This is a genomic window from Streptomyces sp. B15 (assembly GCF_018070605.1).
Taxonomy (GTDB): domain Bacteria; phylum Actinomycetota; class Actinomycetes; order Streptomycetales; family Streptomycetaceae; genus Streptomyces; species Streptomyces smyrnaeus.
This window is the reverse complement of record NZ_JAGPXJ010000043.1, coordinates 44,068-60,127: the sequence shown is the minus strand read 5'-3', so window position 1 is coordinate 60,127 and position 16,060 is coordinate 44,068. Positions and strand designations below refer to the sequence as shown.

Annotated in this window: 10 protein-coding genes and 1 pseudogene; 2 read left to right on the top strand and 9 right to left on the bottom strand. The window is 72.6% G+C overall.

Annotated elements, in window-relative coordinates; translation table 11 throughout:
• From KBY19_RS36640 to proB, 4 genes and pseudogenes are all read right to left on the bottom strand, one after another.
• Positions 1-371: pseudogene (locus KBY19_RS36640) on the bottom strand (hypothetical protein); the annotation flags it as partial.
• A 78-nt stretch (positions 372-449) separates the two neighbouring features.
• Positions 450-1,730, bottom strand: a complete 1,281-nt coding sequence (locus KBY19_RS20035; RefSeq protein ID WP_210955338.1) for a glutamate-5-semialdehyde dehydrogenase — start codon at positions 1,728-1,730, stop codon at positions 450-452.
• Between the two features lie 114 nt (positions 1,731-1,844).
• Positions 1,845-2,219, bottom strand: coding sequence for a hypothetical protein (locus tag KBY19_RS20030; RefSeq protein WP_221506483.1), 375 nt, complete (start codon positions 2,217-2,219; stop codon positions 1,845-1,847).
• Between the two features lie 325 nt (positions 2,220-2,544).
• Positions 2,545-3,693 carry a glutamate 5-kinase gene (proB, locus tag KBY19_RS20025; protein ID WP_099886491.1) on the bottom strand — a complete coding sequence of 383 codons (1,149 nt, stop codon included), beginning with the start codon at positions 3,691-3,693 and terminating at the stop codon, positions 2,545-2,547.
• A 438-nt stretch (positions 3,694-4,131) separates the two neighbouring features.
• Here proB and KBY19_RS20020 point away from each other — a divergent pair, with 438 nt between their 5' ends.
• Positions 4,132-6,225, top strand: a complete 2,094-nt coding sequence (locus KBY19_RS20020; RefSeq protein ID WP_185016835.1) for a hypothetical protein — start codon at positions 4,132-4,134, stop codon at positions 6,223-6,225.
• Positions 6,226-6,500: 275 nt separating this feature from the next.
• Positions 6,501-7,751, top strand: a complete 1,251-nt coding sequence (locus KBY19_RS20015; protein WP_210966336.1) for a phospholipase D-like domain-containing protein — start codon at positions 6,501-6,503, stop codon at positions 7,749-7,751.
• 72 nt (positions 7,752-7,823) lie between these two features.
• Here the strand turns inward: KBY19_RS20015 and obgE are convergent, their stop codons facing one another.
• From obgE to KBY19_RS19990, 5 genes are all read right to left on the bottom strand, one after another.
• The gene (obgE, locus tag KBY19_RS20010) at positions 7,824-9,263 is read right to left on the bottom strand and encodes a GTPase ObgE (protein WP_099880748.1); all 1,440 of its coding nucleotides are present in this window, start codon (positions 9,261-9,263) and stop codon (positions 7,824-7,826) included.
• A gap of 138 nt (positions 9,264-9,401) precedes the next feature.
• On the bottom strand, positions 9,402-9,659 hold the full coding sequence (gene rpmA / locus KBY19_RS20005) for a 50S ribosomal protein L27 (protein WP_099880750.1): 258 nt from the start codon (positions 9,657-9,659) through the stop codon (positions 9,402-9,404).
• A 13-nt stretch (positions 9,660-9,672) separates the two neighbouring features.
• Entirely contained in the window at positions 9,673-9,996 is a 324-nt protein-coding gene (rplU, locus tag KBY19_RS20000; RefSeq protein WP_099880752.1) for a 50S ribosomal protein L21, read from the bottom strand.
• A 270-nt stretch (positions 9,997-10,266) separates the two neighbouring features.
• On the bottom strand, positions 10,267-14,937 hold the full coding sequence (locus KBY19_RS19995; protein ID WP_210966335.1) for a ribonuclease E/G: 4,671 nt from the start codon (positions 14,935-14,937) through the stop codon (positions 10,267-10,269).
• Between the two features lie 250 nt (positions 14,938-15,187).
• Complete coding sequence (locus tag KBY19_RS19990; RefSeq protein ID WP_307843568.1) at positions 15,188-16,027, bottom strand: TIGR03936 family radical SAM-associated protein; 840 nt, start codon at positions 16,025-16,027, stop codon at positions 15,188-15,190.
• Positions 16,028-16,060: the final 33 nt, after the last annotated feature.

Below are 16,060 nucleotides of genomic sequence, written 5' to 3'. Positions count from 1 at the left end.
GGCGGGAGGCCGTCGGAGCCTTCGTACTCCACGCGGTAGTCGGAGCGGTCGAAGCGGCCCTCGTCGTCGTCCGGGTCGTCGTCGAAGGGGTCGTCGGCCTCGGCGAGGTCGTCGTGCGGGAGCTCGCCCTCGCCGCGTGCGCGGCCGAAGCCGTCCTCGGCGGAGCGGAGGTTCTCGTTCTCCGTGAGCTCCGCGTGCGACTGGGCGGAGGCGAGTATCCGTTCGGCCGCGCTCGGCTCATGGACCTCGGCGGCGCGTACGAAGTCCTCGTCGAGTACCACGGAGGCGAACTCGTCGTCCGCCGCCCCGTGGTCGCGGTACTCGGGCTCCTCGCCGTCCGGGAACGGCCTGCCCCCCACGTCGTCCGGCACGCGATCCAGCGTAGACCTATGCGGTCAATTTGGGCAGGGCTGATGGGAACTGGGAACCGGGCAGAAAATCGGTGCCGTTCACTCCCTGATGTGACCGTCCCCGGTGACCACGTACTTCGTGGAGGTCAGCTCCGGCAGGCCCATGGGACCGCGTGCGTGCAGCTTCTGGGTGGAGATCCCGATCTCGGCGCCGAAGCCGAACTGGGCGCCGTCAGTGAACCGGGTGGAGGCGTTGACCATGACGGCGGCGGAGTCCACGAGTGCAGTGAAGCGGCGGGCCGCGGCGGTGTCGCCGGTGACGATCGCCTCGGTGTGCCCGGAGGACCAGGCGCGGATGTGCTCCACGGCGGCGTCCAGCGAGGGCACCACGGCGGCTGCGATGTCGTACGACAGATACTCGCTCGCCCAGTCCTCCTCGGTGGCCGGCAGCACCGTCCGCCCGGAGGCGCCGGCCGCCGTCTGCCAGGCGTCGTCGCCGTGCACGGTGACGCCCGCCTCGGCGAGCGCCTCGAGGGCACGCGGCAGAAAGGCGTCGGCGATCTTGGCGTGCACCAGTACGGTCTCCGCTGCGTTGCAGACGCTGGGGCGCTGGGCCTTGGAGTTGACGAGGATGGCGAGCGCGGTGTCGATGTCGGCACGCTCGTCCACATAGACGTGGCAGTTGCCGGTGCCGGTCTCGATGACGGGGACGGTGGACTGCTCCACCACGGTCTGGATCAACGAGGCGCCGCCGCGCGGAATCAGCACGTCCACCAGGCCCCGGGCGCGCATCAGCTCGGTGACGCTCTCCCGGCCCTCGCCGGGCACCAACTGCACCACATCGGCGGGCAGTCCCGCCTTCTCGACGGCATCGCGCAGTACGGCGACCAGTGCCGTGTTGGAGGCGTGAGCGGACGACGAGCCGCGCAGCAGCACCGCGTTGCCGGACTTGAGGCAGAGCGCGGCGGCGTCGACGGTGACGTTCGGGCGGGCCTCGTAGATGATCCCGACGACGCCCAGCGGAACCCGCACCTGGCGCAGCTCCAGACCGTTGGGCAGCGTCGAGCCGCGCCGCACCTCGCCCACCGGGTCGGGCAGCGCGATCACGTCGCGGACGTCGGAGGCGATGGCCTCGACCCGCTCGGGGGTGAGGGTGAGCCGGTCGACGACGGATTCGGCCGTCCCGGCGGCGCGCGCCTTGGCGACGTCGTCGGCGTTGGCGGCGACGATCTCGTCCGTCCGGGCCGTGAGCGCGTCGGCGATGGCCAGCAGCGCGCTGTCACGGGTGGTGCGGGGGGCCGGGGCGAGGTCGGCTGCCGCAGTCCGCGCGCGGCGGGCCGCCTGACGGACGGGGGAGTCCGGGGTCTCGGATGCGCTCATGGCGCGCATGGTAGCCGGGGCACCCGGCGGGTCGCCTCGGCGTCTCAGGAGGACCGCTCGGAAGGGGGCCGCACCGGCGCCGACCGGACCCGGTGCCGCCGGAACCCGGCGCCCTCAGAACGGATGCACCCCCATCGGGCTGGCGGGCGGCGGACCGTAGCCCTCGGCGACGCGCTGCTGGAAGGTCTCCCGGCCGATCACCTCGAGCCCCACGATCTCCCAGGGCGGCAGCTTGGCCGAAGCCCGGTGCTCGCCCCACAGTCGCAGCGCCACGGCGGCGGCGTCGTGCAGGTCATGGGCCTCCTCCCAGTAGCGGATCTCGGCGTGATCGTTGGCGTAGCGGCTGGTCAACAGGAACGGATGGTCGTGGGCGAGCTGTTCGAGCGCGCGCCGTACGTCGGCCAGCGGTGCCTCCCGCCCCGCGACGCTCAGCGTGATGTGCCAGAGCCGGGAGCCGACTCGTTCCTCGGGCTGGGGAGAAGACGCCATGTCGACGCTGGCCAGTCGTCTCACCGGTGGCCTCCTGGAGTGGTGCTTGGTGCTGCTGCTGCGTTGTCCGGTTGCTGCTGCTCGTGTCCGTGGTGCTGCTGCTCGGTGGCTGTCGGTGCTGCCGTCGGGACGGTGCGTGCACGTGCGGGTGCACGTGCCGCACGTATCGCCCGCGTCAAAGTTGACCAGCCCGAGGGCGAGCGCGGGGCCGTTTTACGGAAGGTGTCCGTGGAAAGGCTGGACTTTTTCCTGTCCGGCTTCCTGTCCGGCCCGAATCAGAAGCGCAGCAGACAGCACCGATCAGCCGCGGAGCAGGCTGCGTCGTTCAGCCGCTCAGCAGCACGAGGTCGTCCCGGTGGACGACCTCGCGCTCGTAGGCCGGGCCCAGCTCCTTGGCCAGCTCGTGCGTGGTGCGGCCGAGCAGCCGCGGCAGCTCCCTGGCGTCGAAGTTCACCAGTCCGCGTGCCACCGCCCGCCCCGCGGTGTCCCGCAGCTCCACCGGGTCGCCCGCCGAGAAGTCGCCCTCCACCCCGGCGATACCGGCGGGCAGCAGCGAGGTACGGCGGTCCACGACGGCCCGCACGGCGCCGTCGTCCAGCGTGAGCGCGCCGGTGGGCGTGGAGGCGTGCGCGAGCCACAGCAGACGCCCGGCGGCGCGCCGCCCGGTCGGGTGGAAGTACGTGCCCGTCTCCCGGCCCGCCAGCGCGTCGGCCGCGTGCACGGCGGAGGTCAGCACGACGGGCACTCCGGCGCCGGCCGCGATCCGGGCCGCCTCGACCTTGGTGACCATCCCGCCGGTGCCCACCCCCGCGCTGCCCGCGCTGCCGATGTCGACGCCCTCCAGATCCGCGGGGCCGCGCACCTCGGCGATGCGGCGGGTGCCGGGGGTGGCGGGGTTGCCGTCGTAGAGGCCGTCCACATCGGAGAGCAGGACCAGCAGGTCGGCGCGGACCAGGTGGGCGACGAGCGCGGCGAGCCGGTCGTTGTCGCCGAAGCGGATCTCGTCGGTGGCCACCGTGTCGTTCTCGTTGACGACCGGGACGGTGCCCATGGCCAGCAGCTGGTCCAGGGTGCGGTAGGCGTTGCGGTAGTGGGCACGGCGGCTGGTGTCGTCCGAGGTCAGCAGCACCTGGCCGACGCGGCGCCCGTAGCGCGCGAAGGAGGCCGTGTAGCGGGCCACCAGCAGCCCCTGGCCGACGCTCGCCGCTGCCTGCTGGCGGGCCAGGTCCCGGGGGCGCTTGGCCAGCCCCAGCGGCGCCAGCCCGGCGGCGATGGCGCCGGAGGAGACCAGCACTGTCTCGCGGCCGGGGAGCGCGGTCTGCTCGGTGCCGGCGCGCGTGTCGGCGTGCCGGGCGTCGATGTGCTTGGCGAGGACGTCGACGAGGGCGTCCACCCGGTCGGCGTCCAGCCCGCCGGTCGCGGTGGTCAGCGAGGAGGAGCCGACCTTGACGACGACGCGGCGCGCCTCCCGCACGGCCTGACGGGCCACCTGTGCACTCTCCGTGACCGAATCGGTGTTGCTGCCTCTGCCGCCCTCCGGATGCGCACCCTGCCCCACGGCGTCGGCCACGCGGCCTGCTCCCCTGTCTCCTGTCACGCCCGTACGTACCCCTCGCGCCTGTCCCGCCGCGGCCGGCCGAGGGGCGCCGCTGTGCGCCCGTGACCCGTGACCCGCCGTCTGTCCTGTGTCGCAATCTACGTCAGCGCCGGTCCGCTCCGCTCATCCGTTTCGCGCAACGGACGGGTGCGGATGGGTACCTTTGACCAGGTAAGCACGTATCCGGGGGCGACGAAGATTGTCACTTGACCCACGGGCGTCATACGGTCAGTGGTCGACCACTGGCCACCGCCACCGGCCATCCCTCAAGCCCTGTTCCTTCGAACCACGATCTCCATGCCAGGAGCCCAGCCCGTGCCCTCTGCCGGACTCTCCACACGACGCGCCGTGCAGCTCGCGGCCCTGCTCGCGCTCGCGGTGTTCTACACCGTGCAGCTCGCGGGCGCGCTGCTACCGAACGTGCCCGTCTTCGTCGCCGCCTCGCTGGCGGGACTCGCCCTCGACCTGTACCTGACGCACAAGCAGCCCGGGCTGCTGGCGCTGCTCGGGAAGGTCCGCTTCGACGTCACCACGCGGCAGCTGCTGCGCGACATGCTGGTCGTCATCGGCCTGGTGCGCATCCCCGAGGTCCCGCCGGACATCGAGCGCCCGCTCACCCTGCTGCTGCTGGCCGCGTACGCCGCGCACTTCCTGTGCCAGGCGGTGGCCCAGCTGGTGCGCCGCACCCGCACCCTGCCGGTCGTCACGCGCAACATCGACACCTCGGCGCTGCACCTCACCAACGCGCCGTCCCGGCTGCTGGCCCGCCAGCCCAGCCGCAGGCTGCTGCGCTTCTCGGTTCCCGGCACCCTGGGGCTGATGCTCAGCGCCGGGCTGTCGGCGCAGGAGTGGGGTCTGATCGGCGTCAGCTGCACCCTGCTGCTGTCGCTGAGCAGCGCTGTGTATCTGGGCACCTGGCTGCTGCCGAAGAAGCGCTCCAAGAGCGAGCAGGACGTGCTGGCGTGGCTGGACAAGTGGCTGACGCAGTACAGGCCGACCATCGGGATGTACTTCTCGGGCGGCGCCACCTCCGCGTACCAGGCGAACATGTGGCTGAGCACCCTGGCCCAGCTTGACGGCAGGCCGCTGATCGTGCTGCGGGAGCGGTTCATGGTGCAGAAGATCGATGCCACCGACATCCCGATCGTCTGCATCCCCAAGGTCGCCCACCTGATGCGGCTGGAGCACTCCACGCTCAAGGTGCTGCTGCACCCGGCCAACTCCGGCAAGACCTCTCAGGTGCTGCGCATCCCCACCCTCAAGCACGCCTTCATCAACCACGGCGAGTCCGACAAGCTCTCCTCCTGCAACCCCTACGCCAAGGCGTACGACCAGGTGTGGGTCGCCGGAGAAGCAGCACGTGAGCGGTACCAGCTCGCCGAGGTCGGGGTCGACGACAAGGACGTGGTGGAGGTGGGCCGCCCGCAGCTGAGCCCTATCCAGCACGCCGACGAGCGCGCCGCGGCGCCGAAGAGCGACTACACGACGGTGCTGTACGCGCCCACCTGGGAGGGCTGGGACGGCAACCCGGGCAACACCTCGGTCCGGCTGGCCGGCGAGAACATCGTCAAGGCCCTGCTGGCGGACCCGAAGGTACGGCTGCTCTACAAGCCGCACCCGATGACCGGCTCCGTCGACCCCCGCGCGGGCGCCGCCGACCAGCGCATCCGCGCACTGATCACGCAGGCCAACGCGGCTCGCGGCGGTGCGCGGCGCAGCGCGGAGGCGGTCGCGGAGCTGGAGCGCCGCACCACGGAGCTGGACCGGGTCTCCACCACCGCGTTCCGCCGCAGCGCGGACGAGATGGAGCGGATGAAGATCCAGGGCACGCCCGAGGAGGGCAACGCCGAACGGGTGCGGGCCGCGACAGAGGCGTGGGAGGCGGCCTACTGGGCGTCGTTCCCGGAGTGGGAGCACCAGATCATCGACGGCCCGCGGCCGGCGATCTTCACCTGCTTCAACCAGGCCGATCTGCTGATCTCGGACGTCTCCTCCGTCGTCTCCGACTACCTCAGCAGCGAGAAGCCGTACGCGGTGGCGAACACCAGCGGCATGAGCGAGGAGGAGTTCCGGGCCACCTTCCCGACCGTGCGGGCCGGCATCGTGCTCTCCCCTGACGCACAGCAGATCCCGGCGCTGCTGGAGTCGGTGCGTAACCCGGAGAAGGACGCCCTGGTGCGGGCCCGCAAGGAGCTCAAGACGCACCTGCTGGGCCCCTCCGATCCTCCTTCGCTCGTCCGCTTCAACGCGGCCGGGCTGGAGCTGGCGGCCGAGGCCGAGGCCCGCAACACCCGTGTCGCACGGCGTACGGCCGAGATCCCCGGCCAGCGGGAGCTGGAAGAGGCCGCCGAGGAGGCCGAGATGGAGGCGCCGACCACGGCGGATCCGGAGGACGCGGTGCCGACATAGGCAGCAACGCCCTCGTGTGACCACCGTTTTGGCGGGGGCCACTCGTTCGGGCGGCGCATGCGCGGCACACCGGCGCGCGGAAGCATATGACGGTGCGGGGCCCCGGGAGGAATTCACCTCCCGGGGCCCTTCCGTATGCCTGCGTCACTTCCGTCCCACCCGTCCCAGGACCTGAGGCATACGGCTGAAAGCCCGGCGCCACGTCCTTACGCTCGCTGGCGACCCGGTACGCACCATCCGCCGGGTCCCGCACCACCAGCCAGGAGGGGACGCACGTGACACGCCTGAGAACCGCCGCAACACCACTCGCTCTGCTCCTGGTGGCGGGAGTCCACCTCGCCACCCCCTCTCCCGCCACGGCCGCCTCTCCCGGCACCGGCCCCGTCTTCAACCTGCCCAACGGCACCCCCTCCCAGCAGCGCGCCATCCGCAGCGATCTGCTGGCCCGGATCAAGGCGGCGGCGCCCCGTTCCACGATCAAGCTGGCCCTCTACCACTTCTGGGACGCCGAGGTGGCCCGCGCACTGGCCAAGGCCCACACCTCGGCCAAGCGGCGCGTGAACGTGCGGGTGCTGCTGGACGAGTCGAGCGTGAGCACGATGCCCTCCAGCAGCTCGTACAAGATCCTGCGCAAGGCCCTCGGCACCGACCGGGCGAAACGGTCCTTCGTCGGGCTCTGCCCGAAGGGGAAGTCCTGTCTGGGCAACCCCGGTTCGGGAGCGTCCATCGCGCACAACAAGTTCTGGCTCTTCTCCCGTACCGGCGGCTTACGAAACGTCGTGGTGCAGACGTCCTCGAACCTGTCCACCGGCAACTACACCAAGTTCTGGAACGACGCGATGGTCGTCTCCCAGGCCCGCACCTACCAGGCCTACAGCCGGTACTTCGACAAGATGGCCGCGGCGAACTGGCGCACCTGGCGCTACACCCGGGCCGCCGCGGGCCCCTACACCGGCTACTTCTTCCCCCGGCCGAGCGGCGGCGACACCGTACGAGGCATCCTGGACAACGTGACCTGCCGCTGGAAGGACGCGCGCGGCAGCCACCGCACCAGCGTCCGGCTGGCGATGTTCAAGCTCACCCGACAGGGCGTCGCCGACGAACTCGCCGCGCTGCGCCGGCAAGGCTGCGCCGTCGACATCGTCTACGCCGAGACCGACAGCAAGGACAGCACCGGCTCCCCCGGCACCTGGGAGACGCTGCACACGCCCGGCGGCCCGACCCTCAGCTGTCTGCACCACGACGACGACGGCAACGCCAAGACCGCCCGCGAGGTCGTTCATTCCAAGACGCTGATGATCTCCGGCCGCTACGCGGGCGCCCTCAACAAACTGGTGTGGACCGGCAGCCACAACTACTCGGGCCCTGCTCTCACCAAGAACGACGAAGCCCTGCTGAAGATCGACAACTCCGCGGTCCACAACGCCTATGTGCGCCGCTTCGACCACCTACGGGCCTCCGCCCGGCCCGGCCTCGCCGACGACACCCCCCGCTGCAAGGGAGTGAGTCCCCAGCCGGAGCACTAGCCCGCCCACGCCGCCCGCAGGCACGAGCCCGCACGCACGAGCGCGCACGCACCAGCCCGCGCAGGCGAGTCCTCAGTCGAACGGGTCGAAGTCCTCGTACTCGCCCAGGGCTTCGTCGCGCTCCGCCTCGCGGTCGCGGCGGCGCTGGGCTGCCGGACGGGGGGCGTCCATACGGTGGTCCTCGCCCCGGCGGCCGAGCATCTCGGCACCGGTGACCATGGTGGGCTCCCAGTCGAAGACGACGGCGTTGTCCTCGTCGCCGATGGCGACGCCGTCGCCCTCGCGGGCGCCCGCCTTCAGCAGCTCCTCCTCGACGCCGAGGCGAGCGAGGCGGTCGGCGAGGTATCCGACGGCTTCGTCGTTGTTGAAGTCGGTCTGCCGCACCCAGCGTTCGGGCTTCTCGCCGCGCACCCGGAAGAAGCCCTCCTCGATGCGGGTCACCGTGAAGCCCGCGTCGTCGACGGCCTTGGGGCGGATGACGACGCGGGTGGACTCCTGCGCGGGACGGGCGGCGCGGGCCTGGTCCACCAGACCCGCCAGCGCGTAGGACAGCTCCTTGAGGCCCTGCCGGGAGACGGCGGAGACCTCGAAGACGGGAAAGCCGCGCTCCTCCAGGTCGGGCCGGATGATGTCGGCCAGGTCCTTGCCCTCGGGGATGTCCGTCTTGTTGAGGACGACGACGCGCGGCCGGTCCTCCAGGCCGCCGTAGCGGGCCAGCTCGGCCTCGATGACGTCCAGGTCGGAGACGGGGTCGCGCTCCGTCTCCAGCGTGGCGCAGTCCAGCACATGGACCAGCACGGAGCAGCGCTCGACGTGCCGCAGGAACTCCAGCCCGAGCCCCTTGCCCTCGCTGGCGCCGGGGATCAGCCCCGGCACGTCCGCGATGGTGTAGACGGAACTCCCGGCCGTGACCACGCCGAGGTTGGGCACCAGCGTGGTGAAGGGGTAGTCGGCGATCTTCGGTTTGGCGGCGGAGAGCACCGAGATGAGCGAGGACTTGCCCGCACTCGGGTAGCCGACGAGCGCGACATCGGCGACGGTCTTCAGCTCCAGGACGACGTCCCGTTCCTCACCGGGCTCGCCCAGCAGCGCGAAGCCGGGAGCCTTGCGCCGTGCGGAGGCCAGCGCCGCGTTGCCGAGGCCGCCGCGGCCGCCCCGCCCCGCGATGAAGGTGGTGCCGGCGCCGACCATGTCGGCCAGCACCTCGCCGCGCTTGTTCAGGACGACGGTACCGTCCGGCACCGCCAGCACCAGGTCCGTGCCGTCCTGCCCGGACCGGTGCCCACCCTCGCCGGGCCGGCCGTTGGTGGCCTTGCGGTGCGGGCTGTGGTGGTAGTCGAGCAGCGTGGTCACGTCCGGGTCGACGACGAAGATCACGTCGCCGCCGCGCCCGCCGTTGCCGCCGTCGGGGCCGCCGAGCGGCTTGAACTTCTCCCGGTGCACGGAGGCGCAACCGTGCCCACCGTTACCCGCGGCGACATGCAGCTCGACGCGGTCCACGAAGGTGGTCATAGGGGTGTGCCTCCAAGGCGTGCTGAGGGGGGTGTACTACGCACCGAGGGCGGACCCGTTTCCCGTACGCAGGCATACGCCGAACATACGGGAGAAGGAGGTCCGCCCTCGGGTGTGGAGAGTGTGCCGTCCGGCTGCTTACTTGGCAGCGGGGACGACGTTGACGACCTTGCGGCCGCGGTGGGTGCCGAACTGCACCGCACCCGCGTCCAGCGCGAACAGGGTGTCGTCGCCGCCGCGGCCGACGCCCTTGCCCGGGTGGAAGTGGGTGCCGCGCTGGCGGACCAGGATCTCACCCGCGTTAACGACCTGACCGCCGAAGCGCTTCACGCCGAGATACTGCGGGTTGGAGTCGCGACCGTTCCGGGTGGACGATGCGCCCTTCTTGTGTGCCATCTCTCCTCAGTCCTTACTTCTTGGCCGGGGCGGGGATGTCGGTGACCTTCAGCGCGGTGTGCAGCTGGCGGTGGCCGATGCGCTTCTTGTACCCGGTCTTGTTCTTGTACTTCTGGATCCGGATCTTGTCGCCCTTGTGGTGGTCCACCACCTCGGCCTGGACCTTCACGCCCGCCAGGACCCAGGGGTCGCTGGTGACCGCGTCACCGTCGACGACGAGCAGGGTCGAGAGCTCGACGCTGTCGCCGACCTTGCTGTCAGAAATACGGTCAACCTCGATGACGTCGCCCACAGAAACCTTCTGCTGGCGACCGCCGGTGCGCACGATCGCGTACACGCGGAACTCTCTCTCGCTCGTATCGGAGCTCCTGACGCCAGCCGCCCGCCCGCGCGAGAGCGCGGATCTGATCCGGAAGGATTGAGCGGCCTCTCCCGGGAACCGGGAGGGATTTGCTCAGGAGCGGCGCGCCCGGGTGAGGACACGCCGACGGTCAAGGGTACCCCATACGGACCTGGGGTTCTTTCGGAGGCCCCGTAGGCCGGGCCCGAGCCGGGCGGGGAGGGACGGGCCCTCCCCGCCTGACGGGTCACTGCCCGGAGGTGCGGGTCACTCCTCGGGGGTGGCGGCGGACACCGAGGTTCCGGCTCCACCCTCCTGCTCGGCGGCGGCCGTCTTCTTGGCCGCGAACTTCTTGGCGGTCTTCTTCGCCGCCGTCTTTCCCGCCGTCTTTCCCGCCGCCTTCGTCGCCGACTTCGCCGCCGTCTTCTTGGCGGCGGTCTTCTTCGCGGCCGTCTTCTTGGCCGGGGCCTTCTTCGCCGCCTTCTTCGCGGCGGTCTTCTTCGCCGGGGCGACGGCTTCGCCCTCCTCCGCCGGAGCGGTGGTGGTGATGGTCCGCGTCACCCGCCGCCGCGGCCGGACCGGCGCGACATCGGTGACGACCTCGCCGACCACCGGCTCGGGCTCGGCGGCCGCAGCCGGAGCGGCCGCCTCGTCCGACGGGACGACCAGCACGGCGGCGGTGTCTTCCCCGGTACGCGGCGCCCCGGCCGGAGCGCTGACCTTGCGCGTCACCCGACGGCGACGCCGGGCGCCGGTGGCGGGTTCGGTGGCCGCCTCGGCCTGCTCCGCGCTCGGTTCGGCAACCGGCGCGGCCACGTCGGCCGCGGGCCCGGCCGGTGCCGGGGCGGTGGGCTCGACCGCAGCGGGCTCGGCGGTGACGGCCTCCGGGACCGCGGGCTCCGACACTGCGGGCTCCGAAGCGGCGGGCTCCGGTGTCGCCGGCTCGACCACCTCGGCGGTCTCACCCGCCGTCGCCCTCGGCGAGCCCGCGGGCGCACTCGCCTTGCGGCTGCCCCGCCGGCGGCCACGTCCACCACGCGCGGCAGCCGCTGCTGCCTCCGCCTCGGCGGCGCTGTTGAACAGCTCGTCGTCCGGTACGAACTCCACCGGCGCGGGGGCCGCCGTCGAGACGTCGGCGGACTCGGCCGCCATCTCGGAGGGCTCCACCGCGGCAGCCGCCGGCGCGGTCGCGGGCGAGGGCTCGGGCTCCGCCGGGACGGGCTCGGCAGGAGCCGGGTGCGGCTGTGCGACCTGCTGGCCGCCGCCCTTCGCCTCGCCCTTGTCCGCCTTGCCCTTGCCCTTCTTGCCCTTCTTGCCGCCGCCACCCGCACCGGCGGCCACGGCCTGGTCCATGTGCACGATGACGCCGCGCCCGTTGCAGTGCACGCACTGCTCGGAGAACGACTCCAGCAGCCCCTGTCCGACCCGCTTACGGGTCATCTGCACGAGGCCCAGCGAGGTGACCTCCGCCACCTGGTGCTTGGTACGGTCCCGGCCCAGGCACTCCAGCAGGCGGCGCAGCACCAGGTCCCGGTTGGACTCCAGGACCATGTCGATGAAGTCGATCACGATGATGCCGCCGAGGTCGCGCAGCCGCAGCTGGCGCACGATCTCCTCGGCCGCCTCCAGGTTGTTCCTGGTGACCGTCTCCTCCAGGTTGCCGCCCTGGCCGGTGAACTTGCCGGTGTTGACGTCGACGACGATCATCGCCTCGGTCCTGTCGATCACCAGCGAACCGCCGCTGGGCAGCCACACCTTGCGGTCCAGCGCCTTGGCCAGCTGCTCGTCGATGCGGTACGTGGCGAAGACGTCCACGTCCGAGGTCCACTTCTGGAGCCGGTCGCCCAGATCGGGAGCCACGTGCGAGACATAGCCGTGGATGGTCTCCCAGGCCTCGTCACCGCTGATGATGACCTTGGAGAAGTCCTCGTTGAAGATGTCGCGCACCACGCGGACGGTCATGTCCGGCTCGCCGTACAGCAGCGTGGGCGCGTTGCCCTTCTGGGCCTTCTTCTGGATGTCCTCCCACTGCGCCTGCAGCCGCTCGACGTCGCGGCGCAGCTCGTCCTCGCTGGCGCCCTCGGCCGCCGTACGGACGATCACGCCGGCGCCCTCGGGCACCACCCGCTTGAGGATCTGCTTGAGCCGCGAGCGCTCGGTGTCCGGGAGCTTGCGGCTGATGCCCGTCATGGAGCCCTCGGGCACATAGACCAGGTAGCGGCCCGGCAGCGAGACCTGGCTGGTCAGCCGGGCGCCCTTGTGGCCGATCGGGTCCTTGGTGACCTGCACCAGCACCGACTGGCCGGACTTGAGCGCGGTCTCGATCCGGCGCGGGCCGTTGCCCATGCCCAGCGACTCGAAGTTGACCTCGCCCGCGTACAGCACGGCGTTGCGGCCCTTGCCGATGTCGACGAAGGCGGCCTCCATCGACGGCAGGACGTTCTGCACCTTGCCGAGATAGACATTGCCGACGTACGAGGTCGACTGCTCCTTGTTGACGAAGTGCTCGACCAGCACATCGTCCTCCAGGACGGCGATCTGCGTACGCTCACCGCTCTGCCGCACGATCATCTCGCGCTTGACGGCCTCGCGACGGGCGAGGAACTCCGCCTCGGTGATGATCGGAACCCGGCGACGGCCCTGCTCGCGGCCCTCGCGGCGGCGCTGCTTCTTGGCCTCCAGCCGGGTGGAGCCCTTGATGGCCTGCACCTCGTCGGAGGGCTCGTCCTTCTTCTTGCGGGGCTCACGGACCTTGACGACGGTGCGCTCGGGGTCCTCCGAGGCGACCGTCTCACCGGCCGGGGCCTCCGTGTCACCGGAGCGGCGGCGGCGACGGCGGCGACGGCGCGAGCTGCTGGAGGAGGTGCCACCGGTGGCCTCGCCCTCGTCCTCGCCGGCCCCCGCTGCGTCCGCTGCGTCCGCAGCGGCCCGCCCGGCGGCCTCGGTCTCCTCGGCGGCCTCGGGGCGCTCCTCCGGCTCGTCGGCCTCGTCGGACTCGGCGCCCTCGGCCTGCTCGGCGCTCTCGCCGCGGCGCCGACGGCGGCCGCCCCGACGGCGGCGGCGTGCGGGACGCTCGTCCGCCTGGGCGCCCTCCTGCTCCTCGCCCTCGGTGTCCTGGTCGCCGCCCTCGCGGTCCTCGCGGTCCTCCCGCTCGTCCCGACTCTCGTCGCGGGCGGCGGGCTGCTGCTCGGCGGCGTGCTGCTCGGCCGACTCCGCGCGGCGGCGACGGCGACGGCGCGGAGTGGCGGCCTCCTCCTCGATCGCGGCCCCGGTCTCGGTCTCCGGCTCCGGCTCGGTCTCCGCCTCGGCCTCGGCCTCGGCCCGGCGCTCGGCCTCGGCGGCAGCGGCGGCGGACTGCGGGGTCTGGAAGGCCGGCTCGGTGAAGACGGGCGGCTGGAACATCGCCACGGGCGGCGCGGGACGCTTACGCCGTCCGCCACGCGTCTCGGACTTCTCGCCCTGCTCGCCGGTCCGGGGTGTCCCGGTCGGGGGGGCTTCGAAGCCCCTGGCGACCTTCGGCTCGGCCTCCTGCGGCGCCTCGGCCGTCCCGGCTTCCTCGGTCGCCTTGGCGGCCTTGGCAGCCTTGCCCTTCGAGCCGGTCCTGGCGGCCTTGCCGCTGTCGGAGGCGGGGCGGTCGGAATCGGCGGTTCCGGCCGACTCCGCGGCCTCGGTGCCCTTACGGGTCGCCCGGCGACGCGTACGGGCAGGAGCCGACGTCTCGGTGGCCGCACCCTGCTCGGGGGCCGCTGCGGCCTCGGTGGTCTCGGCGGGCGCGGAGGCCTCGACGGTCTCCGTCGCCTCGGTGGCGGCGGGCGCGGAACCCGCACGGGTCGCACGGCGCCGCGTACGTCCGCCGGAGGCGGGTTCGGCGGAGGTCTCGGTCCCCGTCCCGGTCCCGGTCTCCGGATCGGCCGCTGCGTCGGCGGCAGCGGCGGCCTTGCGGGTGGCGGTACGGCGACGACCGCGCGTCTTCGGCGCCTCGGCGCTCTCGGCGGCCTCAGCCGTCCCGGCGGACGCGGAGGCCTCAGCGGTCTCGGGGGACGCGGAGGTCTCAGCGGGTGCGGAGGTCTCACGAGTGCTGCGACGACGCGCAGCCGCGGGCTTCTGCTCCTCGGGCGACTGCGCCGTCTCCTCGGCCGGGGCGGCGTCGGCGGCCTTGCGGCTGGTGGCACGACGGCGGGTACGGGCCTTCGGCGCCTCGGGCGTCGCCGCCTCGGACTCGGCCGCCTCGGGCTCGGGGGTGGACTCCGCCGGAGCGGGCGAGCCCGCGGGAGCGGTGGCCTTACGGGTGGCGCGGCGGCGGCTGCCGGTCTTCGGCGGCTCGGTGCCCACCTCGACGGTGCCACCGGCGGTCTCCGGCTGCGGGGCGGCCTCGGTCTGTTCGGCGGCCCGGGTCTGTTCGGCTGCCTCGGCCTGTTCGGCGGGCTGGGCCGGCGGCGGTGAGCCGGCCGGGGCGGTCGCCTTGCGGGTGGCGCGGCGGCGGGTGCGGGCGGCGGGCGCCGGAGCGATGTCGGCGGGGGCCTGAGGAGCGGTGTCGCTCCCCGAGTCGTCCGGGGCCGGGCCGTTCTGGGCTCCGGCCTCCCCCGAGGTGTCCTCGGCGCTGTCGCGCACGGTCGGCGTTCCGGCCCCGGCGGTCGCCGAGCTTCCGGTCCCACCGGTGTCCGTGCTGCTCACCGGCTCCCCGGTGTCCGCCGTGGACGGCGGTCCCGCGGGACGGCTGGCGGCGCGGCGGCGGCGCGGGGGCAGGTTGTCGCTCGGCGTGCTGAGCGCACCACCGGCGGTCTCGGGCGCTCCGGCGGCTCCGCCGCCGACAGTGGTTCCACTGCCGACGACCGACCCGCCGGACGCGGTGGATCCGCCGGAGGCGGGGGCTTCCGCGGAAGCGGCGGAACCGGCTGCGGCTGCCTCGGCTTCGTTGGATTCAGTTGGTTCGAGCATGCGGGCGGTTCTCCCGTCACGCTCCCGGGCGCCGCGCTCGTGAGGTCCGGGGCGGCCCGCCCTTGCGGGCGGATCGCTCTCCGGGGCGCGGGCGCCGCGCGGGAGCTTGTCGTCTCACTCGCCGGTTCCGGCCCTTGTCCGGCCCGGCTACGGCGAAAGTCTGCTTGGTCTGTGCGCTCGCCTGGCCTACGGCTGCCCGGGTGGCTCCCTGGCGTGCGTCGTCGGCGGCGGCGCGGCTTCGGCGGCTGTCCTACGCGGCGCCGCCCGGCACCGTCGCGGCGCTGGAGATCCCTGAGCCGATGGGCTCCGGAAGCGCGTCGCGGTCAGGTGCGAACGGGTCGGTCACCGTGCCGCTCTCCTCATCGAGCGGCCCCTGCGCCAGCCTGGTCACCGCTGCGGGGACCGGCGGCGCCAGGTCGGCCGTAGCGCGGAGACCGGACAGGACGTCGTCGGGTCGTACGGCAGGTGTCACGTGCCGTACTACCAGGCGCAGTATCGCACAGGCCCCCTTGCCCGGCCTATCGGTGCCGGTGGAGCCGGCCGCATCGGCGGCGGTGTCCGCCTCGGCGTGCTGCCCGGTCGGCTGTCCGTCGTCCTGGCCCGCGACCGTCAGTGAGCGGACGGCAGCCCGGGCGTCGAAGGAGCGGAGGCCCTTCTTGGTCTGCCGCTGCACCTCGACGGACTCGGCCGCCAAGAACGCGTCCGCCGCCTGCTGCGCCTGCTGCGGGGTGACGCCGTCGAGCCGCAGCTCCCATACGGACGCCTCCAGCCGGTCGCTGAAGTCGGAACCGCGTGCCTCGACCGCGTCGACGATGTCGAGGCCGTCCGGCATACAGCTGTCGAGCAGCGCCCGCAGCTGTTCGGGGTCGCGCTGCTGGACGAGGGCGATCTCCAGGTACTCGGCCTCGCTGCCGGTGCCGGTGGGGGCGGCGTTGGCGTAGCTGACCTTGGGGTGCGGGGTGAAACCGGCGGAGTACGCCATGGGGACCTCGGCCCGGCGCAGTGCTCTTTCGAACGCGCGCTGGAAGTCGCGGTGGCTGGTGAACCGAAGGCGGCCTCGCTTCGTGTAGCGCAGGCGGAGGCGCTGCACGGTGGGTGCGGGCGGCGGGCCTTCGGGCTGTCG